Consider the following 11,711-nt stretch of genomic DNA (forward strand, 5'->3'; position numbering starts at 1 on the left):
TATTATTGTAGCCAATGAATGGATATCATGCAAATAAACAAGGATAAGTTCAAGTTGTTGCTTCATAATCTTACGAGTGCTGGAATCGGTCCAATCGAAATGCGGATAAATTATAACGAATGGAATCACCGTTCACAAGCTTGGAGATGAGTTCACCTACCGCACTGGCAAACTTGAATCCATGTCCAGAGAACCCGCAGGCAAGAACCACTCCCTTATACTCAGGGTGATAGTCGATGATAAAATCCTCATCAGGCGTATTCTCATATTTGCAAGCTGCTCCCCGAATCAGCCTGCCACTCGCTTCCGGAAGATATTGCTGGAGCGCTTGACGAAGAATCTCTTCATCTGTCCCGCCTGCCTGAAACGGAAGCAGTGGAGCATCCGGATCTATTAATGTCCCCCAATCATGGCGACCGATCTTTAATCCAGATCCATCCTTGCTGGGGAACCCGTAATATAGTCCATTCTCTGTATCGAGCGTAAAACCGGGAAATTGGGATACATCAAACAGATCAGGCGCCTCAAACCATCCGATGACCTGTCTTACCGCAGCAACAGGCGGCTGAATAGATCCTGCAGTTTTATTAGCCCAGGCTCCCGTCGTAATTACAAGCTGATCTGTTTCATACTTCTCTGTAGCCGTATGTACGATAAATCCGGAGCCAGATGCTTCCCAGTGCTTGACCTTGGCACCAGTAACTAGTCTTGCGCCATGCTGCCCGGCAAGCACCTTATAGGCATGGAGTACAGGCTCCGTCAGCAGATACCCTGCCCTGCGCTCCAGTATACCTGCATATCCTTTCGGCAAATGAAACCCTGGCCATCTGTGTTTGATTTCCATGGTGCTCATTCGTTCTACCGAAAGATTAAATGCAAGGGCATTATTCCACTTCTCTTCTGCTAACGGATCATGATCTGGGGCTATGTTCAGCACACCTGAAGGGATCAACAGCGTACTGCTGCTTTCTCGTTCCAGCTGATTCCACAGTTCATGTGCTCTTACTGCCATTGCGTTGTATACGAGGTCTCCAGTGTATGCATAACGAAACAATCGGGTATCCCCATGATGGCTCCCCTGCGTATGAGGCGGTTCATAGGCATCGAGCATCAATACAGATTTGCCTGACTTAGCAAGGTAATAGCCGCTGCTAAGTCCCATGGTTCCTGCGCCAATAATAATGACATCCACTTTATTCTCCACGGAACACACCTTCTTTATGAGTATTCAGGATTATTATCTAGCGAAAAGTCTACTAAATTACCCCGAATTAGATATTGTAAAGATCATAAACGAATTTACTTCGTCCACGCAAGTATACATTTTACACCATATTCTTATTTTTTCAGCCATGCCGATAACCCTTCAGAGCTATCCTTCGTTTCTTCAGAGTCTAGAATATGGTCAGCCAAGCGGTTTAGACGTTCTAGCTGATATCCGTAATCATACATTGCTGCTGCAACGATGGACAGCCGAAGCATTCCCTCCCGCTCAAAATCAATGCCCTCGATCGCAGATTCCATGAACTCCACATTCGTGCGCACCAGTTCTTCGCCTTCCTGTTCATTGGGCTTAAGCTTATCTTCGAACTTGAGCAGAACATGCTCATGGAATTTAATCAGCTTCTCCAGATGCTCATCGAAATACTGATCTGTTCTGTCCGTGCGTTCCGCCTGGAAATAGTGACGATCCACCGCATCAAGTACGGCAAAGCCCTTTTGAAGACTGGATAACATCAGCTTGTAGACGACCATCTGCCTCGTTGAGCTGAACTTGGCCCGCTTCAGCTTCTGCTGTTCTTCTTCAAACAGATGATACTTATCCACAAGTGATTTGATCTGACCTTCGAGATCATTCTTCTCATCCCGAAACACCGATTCTTTAATTTCATCCGATATAGACGTTCTGAGCAGCAATGACATGCGGTCAAAGACACTTCTGATCTGCATTACAAATTGCAGCTTGGGCTTTGGCGGAGATACAGTGACGTTAATTACCGATGCAGACACGATACCGATCAGGGTCAGAATGAATCTGTCTACTGCGTAATGCCAGTCCCCAGAGGCCTCCATAATAGATACAACCGTGACAAGAGTAAGACCGATTGTATCGCCCATCTTTAATTTGAGACAAATACTAATAACCAGTATACAAGCCAATCCGACTGCAATGGGTTCATTAGAGAACACCATCCCTCCGATCAGTGCAACGATTGCGCCAAGGGTCGTAGATTGGACTTGATCAAGAAAGTATCGCCAGGATCGGTATATAGAGGGCTGCATTGCAAAAATGGCTGCAATTGCCGCACCCACAGGCGACTGGGGAATGTTCAGCAGCATGCTTATATACAAAGCCAGTGTGACTGCAATCCCGGTCTTCAACACCCGAGCGCCGAAAGACATCCCTATAAAGCCCTCCTTCTAGGAATCAAGATTAGATATTTTTGTATTATTACCCCAAAACCACAAATTACGTAAACCTGTTCTTCTCAAATGAACGATTTATTGTACCATGACTTTCCTGAACTTTCGAGCACATTTGTAACAAATCAATGAACAATGAAAGCAGCGTACACTTCGCTTAATAAGGTAAGTCGCATATTGTATATAATTACCTTGGTAAAATCCTTCCACCTCGATTGCTTAACTTTTCCAAGCCGAGTATTATGGTTTCACATGGGAACATTTCCAATATTTTTTGGACAGGCAGACTGCTGTTCCTATAGTAAAAATACTGTACAGCTTAGAGGGGTTGACAACATGTTCAGAAAGAAGCTAGGCCTGCTTACACTCGCATTCATCATGGTATTTACCATTATGGGTGGAGTCGCATCGGCAGCAGCCGCGCCGCAAAAAATCAAGGTATACCTGGACGACGAATTAATGACATTTCCAGTGACACCAGCCATCAAGAAAGGGGTAACGTTTGTTCCCTTCCGTGCTTTATTCGAAGCATTTGATTACTCGGTGAAATGGAACAATGCAGAGAAACGCATCAACGCAGATAACGGCGATGTGAAGCTCCAGCTCTACGCTGGAAAAACAACAGCCCATATTGATGGTCAAAGAACCAGCCTTCCTGCCGCACCTTACATAGAAAAAGGAAGCACGCTGATTCCGCTCCGCTTTGTTGCTGAAGCTACAGGCTACACTGTGTCCTGGGATCAAAGTAATAAAACGATTCATATTTCCACCTCAGCAGGAGATGAAGAGACTCAGCAAAAGGTAGATGCCTTCCTTAAACAGTTTGGTACTGCTGAGAGTGAACGTGATCTTAATAAGGTTAAGTCAATGCTCGACCCGGAATCACTCAACTACGATTTCATTGTGGAGTATTACGAAGAGTTCTTCAAATCCCAGGGAACGACAACGTACTCCAACATTGAGATTATTGATGCAGATGAAGGCATGATCCTAGCCTCGGTTACCCGTACGGAAATTTGGACGGGAGGTCCATTCTTCTTTGACCTCACTGAAGATGATGTGTGGCTGTTCCTGACAGAATCGCCAGATGGAAGCTTGAAGCTGAATGATGAACTCAGTGGTTATGGATATTATCATGCGCTGGACTTGATTGGCCAGACACCGGCCGTTCCTGCTGAGGATCAAACAAGTATTGAAGAAACACTTAGGGCTCAATACGAAGGTTACAATAACAAGGATGCAGACCTTGTATTGTCAACCCACGATCAATCCACATGGATTTATCGCAGTCTTAAAGAATTGTTCGATTCCGGCTTTTTGAATGAGGTAGACTATAATCTCTCGGCTTCTTCAATTAATATTGTTCAATATGATGCGAATACTGCGATTGTTCATGCTGAGGAATCGGATATTGAAGGTGATCTGACAGGCATGTACTACATGGTAAAAACAGAAGATGGAAGCTGGCTCATCGCCGATGCATTCTCTCTTTATCCAGAAGAAGAATACAGTGTTATGTCTCTGATGGACAGCCCGCAGGCACATAAATCAGATAAGAAACACCGCTAAAAAAGCCAACCAGAACTTTCTGGCTGACCTAATAATACGAAAAGGCCCGGGTTCCACCGCATGCACTTGCAAGGGAGCCCGGGCTCTTACTTATATGTTCAGTGTTGATAACTGGCGCAAACGGATCGATTACCCGGAAATGTCGCTGCTCTTCCTCGGCACTCTTCTTGCTACTCCGGTTTGCAGCGCTGCCTCAACGACCTTCTCACGAATGGATTTGACGACTCGATCATTAAAGACACTGGGAATAATATAATACTTTGTCCGCTCCTCATCCGATATGGATGAAGCAATGGCTGTAGCAGCAGCAAGTTTCATCGCTTCATTAATCTCAATAGCTCTGCAGTCCAGTGCAGCACGGAACATCCCTGGAAAGCATAAGACATTATTAATTTGGTTCGGATAATCGGATCTTCCTGTAGCCATGACCGCCACAATATCTTCTACTTCACTCGGCATAATTTCGGGTACCGGATTGGCCATAGCAAATACAATTGGGTCCTTCGCCATCGTCTTGATATGCTCTCTAGTAAGCAGATTCCCTCTGGAGAGACCAATGAAAATGTCCGCGTCCTTAATAACCTCATGAAGTGAGCCTGTCTGAAGATGTGGATTCGTTCGCCCGGCATAATCCTGCCAGATCGGATTATCATACGTTTCCGTCTTCACGAGAGCTCCCTCTCGATCCACTCCGATCAGATTCCGAGCGCCCGCAGACAACAGAATATTACTGCAGGCAACCCCTGCGGCTCCAATACCGCATACAACAATCTTTGTGTTCTCTATCGACTTGCCAACCAGCTTCAGTGCGTTAATCAGCCCGGCATATAATACGACCGCTGTACCATGCTGATCATCATGAAATACAGGAATGTCAAGCTCCTCATTCAGTCTTCGTTCAATCTCGAAGCACCGAGGTGAGGAGATATCTTCAAGATTAATACCGCCAAAAGCTGGCGATATCGCTTTGATTGTACGAATAATCTCTTCTGTATCCTGGGTTTCAAGGCAGATTGGAAAAGCATCTACACCCGCGAGCTGTTTAAACAGCATCGCTTTACCTTCCATTACAGGCATGGCAGCTCTTGGGCCAATATTACCAAGACCGAGCACAGCACTTCCATCAGATACAACAGCTACCGTATTTCGTTTAATCGTTAATGAATAAGCCTTCTGCGGCTCCTCTGCAATCGCGTTACATACTCTGGCCACGTCCGGTGTGTACACTCTGGACAAATCCTCCCGATTGTTAATCGGTGTTTTGGGAGCGATTTCAATTTTTCCGCCCAAATGCAGCAGGAAGGTACGGTCAGATACGTTGATAATGGATACTCCATTAAGATTTCGGACCGCCTCTACAATCTTTTTGTTATCATCTGCATGAGCAGCCGCAACTGTCAAATCTCGAACGGTGATATCCTGGTTTGTTGAGATTACGTCAATGGCAACAATATCTCCTCCAGCCTGCGAGATTGCAGATGCCACTTCTCCAAAATTAATGGTCTTTGTCTTCATTTCAAGTCGAATAATGATGCTGTTTCCGTCAAGATTGCGCTGTATCATGCGGGTCCCTCCCGTGAGATGTAGTCAAAGCATTTATAAACTGTGATTTCGAGACACACCCCTGCTTTTCCTTCTATCCTTACATAAAAAAGACTCTCCTTCGACAGCAGCTTACAAGATGAAGTAAGTACCATACGCTAGAAGAGCCTTATTACCATTAAACAATCAATTGAATCTATTTACCGTGAAGGGCGTTTCAGAATACGAATCCCATAAGGGGCTAATTTGGTCCCTTCTGTAAAAGTGTTCTCTCCTTCTGTTCCCGTCAATGAAGTGCCGATCTCCGTATAGGAACGATCATCCAAAGGCATAAACTGTATCTCATCGGTGTAGTTCTGCAGGAAGACATAGTCCGTCTGACCATCTGTTCTAACATGCGCTGTTACGCCTTGAGGGTAATCCCCACTGATCGCCTGAGTGATGCCAAGCTCTGTAATCACTTGATTGTAGAAATCCTGATGGAATGGAGAAGTATTACGTGAAGCAATATAATAAGCTTTGCCTGATCCGAGTGCATTTACGGTAAGCGCAGCACGTCCCTGATAAAAATCACTGTCATATGCCGCGATTGCGGTCGCTGTCTCCAGATGAATGAGATCGCACAACTCTATCGCCTCATAGGCTCCGGTTAAACCGAGTGCATTGTCCTCAAGGGCTGCGACCTTGTTCATCTGCCCGTCATGCAGACCGTCAATTTCCTCTGACCAGATGCCGAGCGTCTTGCGCAGCGGTCCAGGGAAGCCCCCAAGGAAACAGAGATCATTCTCGTCTACAATTCCCGACCAGTAGGTGGCAACGAAGGTTCCGCCGTTCCGAACGAACGCCTCAATACGTTCACCAACACCAGGTCTTACCATATACAGCATAGGAGCTATGAGCAGTTTGTATTTGGCAAAGTCAGCATCCATGTTGATCATATCTACTGAGATTCCCTTTTCCCAAAATGTCTTGTAGTGAGACTGAACCGTCTCATCGTATTTGATTCCTACATTACGAGGTCCTTGCGAATCATGGATTGCCCACCTATTCTCCCAGTCAAAGATGATCGCTACTTCCGCAGGAACACTTGTACCTATAACCTCTTCGAGACCGGTTAATGCCTCCCCGACCTCTGTTACTTCCTTGAATACACGAGTATCTTCACTGCCTACATGATCGACGACAGCTCCATGCAGCTTCTCACTGGAGCCCCGGCTCTTGCGCCACTGAAAATACTGAACCGTATCTGAACCGTGCGCCACTGCCTGAAGGGAAGACAGAAGGTGCATTCCCGGCTTCTTCAGCTTGCTGACCTCCTGCCAGTTCGTCATGCTTGGCGTGCTTTCCATCAGCATAAAAGGTTTACCGCCTTTAATGGAGCGAACAATATCATGCATAAGTGCAACGGTCATTGCCTGATGGCTGTCATCCTGGGCATCATGCCAGGTTGGATAACTATCCCATGATAATACATCCAGCACATCAGCAAATTTCCAGTAGTCAAGACCATCGAAGTAGCTCATGAAATTGGTCGTTGCTGGAAGCTCGGGATTCGCTTCTTTGAGTGGCGCCAGCTCGTGCTGCAGGAAATCAAGCGTCCGATCGGTAACATATCGTTTCCAATCGAGATTCATCGCATGTACTTGAGTCTCACCATGCGGTGCCGGTGATTCAATCTGATCCCAGCTCGTATACGTATGGCTCCAAAAGGTTGTCCACCAGGCATGGTTCAGCTCGTCTAGAGTTCCATACTTCGCTTTGACCCATTCCCGAAATCCTGCCTGACAATATTCACAATGGCAGTCTCCGCCAAGCTCGTTCGAAATATGCCAGCCGATGATTGCAGGGTGATGAGCATAACGCTCAGCAAGCTTGCTGTTCATCGTATGTACCTTTTCTCTGTATACCGGAGAGGAATAACAGTGATTATGACGGAAGCCGTGAAGATTACGCACTCGATTCCTTCCGACCCTCAGCACTTCCGGATATTGCTGTGACATCCAGGCTGGTCTTGCACCACTTGGCGTAGCCAGCAGTGCATATATACCGTTCTCGGCAAAGGTGTCCAATATCAGGTCAAGCCATTCAAAGGTAAATACGCCTTCTTCCGGCTCCAGAGCTACCCAGGAGAAGATACCTACAGACATCACATTACATTTGGCAAGCTTCATCAGCCGGATATCTTCTTTCAACACTTCCGGATATCGAAGCCACTGCTCCGGGTTGTAGTCCGCACCATGCAGCATTACAGGTGCTTTCGCAAATAAGGGTGAATATTTCAAATTCATACAAGCCCACTCCCTCTCTATCGAATCGGTTTTCCTTCTCATTTGGAAACGATTACATCCTTGTACTTAATCTTACACTTTGAAGCAGGTACAAACAACTTTCGTCAGTGCGAGTTTCTTAGTGAACTTTGGCCGCTAGACCTCATTTACTAGCTGATAGAGGTCGATCCACTATCTATAAACCTAGCCTTTTACAGAACCAACGGTCATGCCTTTAACGAAATATTTTTGCAGGAAAGGATACACAAGCAGAATTGGAGCCGCACCTATAAAGATCTGTGCAGATTTCACCGTCGTTTGGCTGATCAATTCCATCTCCTGCGGATTCATGCTCATCGTGCTCATATCCCGCTGAATAATGACAGTTTGGAGAAAGGTTGCAAGCGGAAAGTCGCCGGAATCATTCAAATACAGCAAACCGTCAAACCATGAATTCCAATGAAATACCATACTGAACAAGCTGATCGTAGCTATCGATGGCAGCGATATCGGCAGGTAAATCGAAAATAAGGTTCTGAAATGGCCCGCTCCGTCAATCAGTGATGCTTCTTCCAGCTCCTTCGGGATCCCTCTGAAGAAATTCAGCATCAAGATGACCAGAAATGTGTTCACTGCCGAAGGAAGCACCAGTACCCAGAACGTATCAATAAGACGAAGCGTTTGAATGACTTCATAGAAAGGAACAAGCCCTCCATTAAAGATCATGCTGAACACAAAGATCCAGGAGTACAGCGTTCTGCCTTTAAATGCCGAGTTTTCTTTGGACAACGGATAGGCAGCGAGAAAAGTCACAATTAATGTGATCGCCGTACCAATGACGGTTCTCAGCACGGATACCCAGATCGAATGTAGAAAGGCCGGATTGTTAATCGTTTTTTTGTAAGCCTCTAGTGAAAAATCGATCGGAATCAGTGAGACCAGATTGGCATCAGCCGCTGCTTTGCTGCTAAACGATACGGCAAGGACATGGATCAGTGGTATGATGCAAAGTATGGCAAGCAATATCAGAAACAGGTTATTGAACGCAGTGAATATGCGGTATGATCTTGTTTTGTGATACATGGTTTCTCCCCCACTCTCAGGTTAATATAATCCTCTAGAAGATACGATAACCGGCCCACTTGTAAGCAAGTCGATAGGATATGAGAATCAGCACCATACTGATGACCGATTTGAACAGTCCAATCGCAGTACCAAAGCCCATCTCTCCATTAAGTATCGCTGTTCTATAGACAAAGGTGTCGATAATATCTCCCGTTTCATATACGAGGGGATTGTATAAGTTGAAGATCTGGTCGAAGCCTGCATTCAGAACATTCCCGAGCGCAAGTGTCCCGACAACAACCGTGATTGGAATAAGTGAAGGCACCGTAATATGCATCGTCTGCTTAAATCGGCTTGCACCGTCCATCTCTGCAGCTTCATAAAGTGCGGGATTAATCCCGGCTAGTGCCGCCAGGAAAATAATCGTATTATATCCGAACTCTTTCCATACGTCGGATATGATAACCGTCAATCGGAACCAGTTGTTGTCTCCAAGGAACAGGATCGGATCGATGCCGAAGGCTCCAAGCGCGCGATTGAACAGCCCTGCGGGAGCGAGCAGATCCACCAAGATGCCGCCAAGAATTACCCATGATAAGAAGTGAGGCAAGTACACCAATGTCTGAATTGAGCGCTGAAGCCCTACTTTTCGTACTTCGTTAAGCAGTATGGCAAATACAAACGGAACAAGCAGATTGAAGATCATCTTGGCTACCGCAATAATTACAGTGTTCCAAATGACCTGCATACTGTCTTCCCGCTCAAAAAGGTAGCGGAAATTATCCAGTCCAACCCATTCGGAGCCAGCAATTCCGAGCCACGGTTTATAATCCTGAAATGCCATAACAATTCCGGCCATGGGCAAATAACTGAACAGGAATAGAAATACCATTGCAGGCAGCAGCATGATATGGAATGGCCATGTCTTTTTGAGTGTTCTCATCCTAGTACCTCCTAATTTCAATCACAATGGATTCTTTCTCTAGAAATAAGGTATAGAAAAGCAGCATACATGATTGCATGCTGCTTTTTCGTTGCCATGCCTTATTTTACGCTGTCATACCATTCATTCACTTCTTGGGTGATTTGATCTCCACCACCGGATTTCCACGTTTCAACAAACGTATCAAATGAATCAACTGGCTTATTACCATAAATGATTTCGTTAAACGTTTGGTTTTCTATTTTGTTCAGATAATCGAGCTTCGATTTCATCGTTTCTGTCGGAGGGCCCGTGAACATATCCTTAAAGGAAATATCCTCCTGCGACATAAGGACCTTAGCTGCTTGCGGAGTTTCCAGTCCGTAGTTCGCTTGTACCTCACGCTCAAGTCTTGTCTCGGCTTCTTTGCCATCGGCCAAATTAAGCAGCGCCTTCATCTGTGCATCCGGTATTCTGGCTCCGTCTCTGACCAGGAGATAGCGAAGCACATTTACATATCCGCCTTCAATCTCATCGTACCTCACCTGGTTGCCGTCTGCGTCCAGCTGATAGTCATAGCCATCAAACAAGCCAAAATCATGCTCACTGCCAGCGGCAGGATCTGCAAAGTTGTCAAACAAATAATTCTGATAAGTAAAGAATGCCTCAGGATGCTCCATGTCTTTCTTAATCAGCGTTACTCCGTTAGAGAAATGAGTTCCATGACGCATTGCGGTTCCATCTTCACCAGTAGGGATCGGGTACGGCTTCCACACGGCCTCAGGATCGTTCTTGACGGTATCAACAAGCGGCCATCCACTCATCCAGTATGGACCTGGAATGATTCCGGCGGTTCCTGCAACTGCGGGCTCAGCGGTCTTGTTCTCATCCCACAGAGCAACCTCCTGAGGAATGTAGCCTTTGTCAAACCATTCACTCAGCTTCTGAAGTCCTTGCTTCATACCTGGATGAACAGAGCCGTATTCCAGCTTACCCTCCTCGCCAATGTTCCACTGCTGTGGAATCGTGCCATAGGCTCCGAAGATCCAGGATGGATCAGCCATCCATGTGTTCATTGAATTCTTGATTCCAATACTAAGCGGCGTTACTTTATCCGGAGACAGCCCGCTAGGATTGTTATTCTTGAAAGCTTCCATAACCGTTTCCAGCTCATCCATTGTGCTCGGTGCCTGCAGATTCAGCTTATCGAGCCAATCCTGTCTAATCCACAGGAGATAGTCATTGTTGTATGCATAATCGAGGACTGGGATCCCCATCTTCTTGCCGTCACGCGTATAGGCATTCCAAACGGTAGGATCAATATTCATTGCTTCCTTCCATGTATCTGAAGCATACTTATCGAACAACTCGCCAACCTCACCATAGATTCCAGATTCAATCAAGTCTTGAACCAGCTGCGTCTGGTCAGCGCCAATCGTTAATATATCCGGCATGTCTTGTCTTGAAGACATCGACAATCTTACTTTTGTGGCGAATGCCCCATTCGTATCAGTTACGGACCAGAGTGAATTAATATTGATGCCGAATTTTTCTTTTGCCCATTGGGTTGCTACGCTGTTCTCAATGGTTTCACCATTCTTGAACGTCACGGCCGGATCGATTCCCCACACGGTGGATATCGTTACTTCCGGATCATACTTTTCTTTGTATACGTTTTCAGTAGTGACCGGCGCTGTTGCGCTTTCGTTTGCGCTCTCCGCTCCCCGCCCGGAACAGCCCATGAGACCGACACTAGCTACCATGGTCACTGCAAGAACTGAAAGTGATGATCTTTTCCATCTAAACCCCATTTGAGTTCCCCCTTAAAGAACTTGATCCTTACACTTTTATTATGAGAGGTGTCGGTCTTTTTTCCTATGATACTAAATTAAGGTTTCTGCACCTTTTTCAACTTGTTGCTC

Annotated in this window: 8 protein-coding genes; 1 reads left to right on the plus strand and 7 read right to left on the minus strand. The window is 45.9% G+C overall.

The genetic code is table 11. The features are described 5' to 3' along the window. Window positions 1-70: 70 nt before the first annotated feature. The gene (gene solA, locus ACFQ3J_RS10915; RefSeq protein WP_091154919.1) at window positions 71-1,204 is read right to left on the minus strand and encodes an N-methyl-L-tryptophan oxidase; all 1,134 of its coding nucleotides are present in this window, start codon (window positions 1,202-1,204) and stop codon (window positions 71-73) included. A gap of 134 nt (window positions 1,205-1,338) precedes the next feature. After that, on the minus strand, window positions 1,339-2,403 hold the full coding sequence (locus ACFQ3J_RS10920; RefSeq protein ID WP_251584391.1) for an FUSC family protein: 1,065 nt from the start codon (window positions 2,401-2,403) through the stop codon (window positions 1,339-1,341). 357 nt (window positions 2,404-2,760) lie between these two features. On the opposite strand from ACFQ3J_RS10920, the gene ACFQ3J_RS10925 reads away from it, so the two are divergent. Further along, window positions 2,761-3,993: a stalk domain-containing protein gene (locus tag ACFQ3J_RS10925; protein WP_251584390.1), complete on the plus strand. Its 1,233-nt coding sequence runs from the start codon at window positions 2,761-2,763 to the stop codon at window positions 3,991-3,993. Window positions 3,994-4,122: 129 nt separating this feature from the next. Here the strand turns inward: ACFQ3J_RS10925 and ACFQ3J_RS10930 are convergent, their stop codons facing one another. From ACFQ3J_RS10930 to ACFQ3J_RS10950, 5 genes are all read right to left on the minus strand, one after another. Beyond that, complete coding sequence (locus ACFQ3J_RS10930; protein ID WP_091154913.1) at window positions 4,123-5,556, minus strand: NAD-dependent malic enzyme; 1,434 nt, start codon at window positions 5,554-5,556, stop codon at window positions 4,123-4,125. Window positions 5,557-5,735: 179 nt separating this feature from the next. After that, window positions 5,736-7,823: a beta-galactosidase gene (locus ACFQ3J_RS10935; protein ID WP_251584384.1), complete on the minus strand. Its 2,088-nt coding sequence runs from the start codon at window positions 7,821-7,823 to the stop codon at window positions 5,736-5,738. Between the two features lie 183 nt (window positions 7,824-8,006). Next, complete coding sequence (locus ACFQ3J_RS10940) at window positions 8,007-8,885, minus strand: carbohydrate ABC transporter permease (RefSeq protein ID WP_091154909.1); 879 nt, start codon at window positions 8,883-8,885, stop codon at window positions 8,007-8,009. Window positions 8,886-8,919: 34 nt separating this feature from the next. Continuing rightward, entirely contained in the window at window positions 8,920-9,810 is an 891-nt protein-coding gene (locus tag ACFQ3J_RS10945; protein WP_091154908.1) for an ABC transporter permease, read from the minus strand. A 101-nt stretch (window positions 9,811-9,911) separates the two neighbouring features. After that, window positions 9,912-11,600: an extracellular solute-binding protein gene (locus ACFQ3J_RS10950; protein WP_251584382.1), complete on the minus strand. Its 1,689-nt coding sequence runs from the start codon at window positions 11,598-11,600 to the stop codon at window positions 9,912-9,914. Window positions 11,601-11,711: the final 111 nt, after the last annotated feature.

It is taken from the genome of Paenibacillus provencensis (assembly GCF_042678545.1).
Classification (GTDB): domain Bacteria; phylum Bacillota; class Bacilli; order Paenibacillales; family Paenibacillaceae; genus Paenibacillus; species Paenibacillus provencensis.

Bases quoted from the DNA above. Each gene is read 5' to 3' on its own strand.
- ACFQ3J_RS10950 (WP_251584382.1), bottom strand. From the start codon at position 11,600: ATGGGGTTTAGATGGAAAAGATCATCACTTTCAGTTCTTGCAGTGACC.
- ACFQ3J_RS10935 (WP_251584384.1), bottom strand. From the start codon at position 7,823: ATGAATTTGAAATATTCACCCTTATTTGCGAAAGCACCTGTAATGCTG.
- ACFQ3J_RS10920 (WP_251584391.1), bottom strand. From the start codon at position 2,403: ATGTCTTTCGGCGCTCGGGTGTTGAAGACCGGGATTGCAGTCACACTG.
- ACFQ3J_RS10945 (WP_091154908.1), bottom strand. From the start codon at position 9,810: ATGAGAACACTCAAAAAGACATGGCCATTCCATATCATGCTGCTGCCT.
- ACFQ3J_RS10940 (WP_091154909.1), bottom strand. From the start codon at position 8,885: ATGTATCACAAAACAAGATCATACCGCATATTCACTGCGTTCAATAAC.
- ACFQ3J_RS10925 (WP_251584390.1), top strand. From the start codon at position 2,761: ATGTTCAGAAAGAAGCTAGGCCTGCTTACACTCGCATTCATCATGGTA.
- ACFQ3J_RS10930 (WP_091154913.1), bottom strand. From the start codon at position 5,556: ATGATACAGCGCAATCTTGACGGAAACAGCATCATTATTCGACTTGAA.